At 64.5% G+C, this 941-nt stretch carries 1 rRNA gene; it reads right to left on the bottom strand.

The window, feature by feature from the left end:
* Positions 1–824 precede the first annotated feature (824 nt).
* Positions 825–941: ribosomal RNA gene (locus ACH34R_RS44125) — 16S ribosomal RNA — on the bottom strand; the annotation flags it as partial.

The raw sequence follows: 941 nt of genomic DNA, 5'->3' as shown, positions 1-941 counted from the left end.
ATCGGCTCCTGGTACCAAGGCATCCACCGTGCGCCCTAAACAACTTGGCCACAAAAGATGCTCGCGTCCACTATGCAAATCTCAAACAACAACCAGACAACCCACCCCAGCCAGCACCAGACCACCAACCCCAAAAAAGAAGCTGACGCGGTATACCGGCAGGACAAGCCCCGGAAGAAGAAAACCCCGACCGAAGACAACCAGGAAAAACCACAAAGACCACAACCTCTGACCCCTGCGCCTTGCTTCCTTGATTCTCCGGCCCCGGCACCCGACCCTCGTGAACAACAACAGGTGCGCAGTGACCAGTGACGGAGACCCTTGCGGCTCAGGCGAACCCCCTAGGGCTTCACCTCGCCGAACGATCTCTGGCCTCATCCCTTGGAACTGGTGATGATCCTGGACGCCCACCTCACCCGGCCCGCCATCCCCACCCTCGAACAGAGAGAAGGACGAGCGGTCCAAGCGGTGCGCGATCCCGGCACCAGACCCGAAGACGAAACCCGCCACCACCACACCCCCGCACACTCGCGGGGGTCGCACCCGCCACCACGCGGCGGGATACCAGACGGTCCGTTTCCTCAGGACCCAACAGTGTGCCCGGCCCGGCCCCACCCCTGCGACGGCCTTCCCACTCCCCCACCCCTTGACGGGGGTGCGGGCGGTACCGACCGGCCAGGCGGATGACGCCGAACCGAATAACCAGTGCTCCACTAATGAGCCGCCGGGCGAGACACGGTCGGTCTCGACCCCGGCACTGGGCCGCGCCCCTGCCCGGACGAGGTCACCCGGACGAAGGGAGGATCGGCCAGGGTGCTCCTTAGAAAGGAGGTGATCCAGCCGCACCTTCCGGTACGGCTACCTTGTTACGACTTCGTCCCAATCGCCAGCCCCACCTTCGACCGCTCCCCCCACACAAGGTGGTTGGGCCACGGGCTTCG

The organism is Spongiactinospora sp. 9N601 (genome assembly GCF_044326295.1).
In the GTDB taxonomy this organism is placed as follows: Bacteria; Actinomycetota; Actinomycetes; order Streptosporangiales; family Streptosporangiaceae; genus Spongiactinospora; species Spongiactinospora gelatinilytica.
The sequence above is the reverse complement of the archived record's forward strand: the minus strand, read 5'-3'. Positions and strand labels throughout refer to the sequence as shown.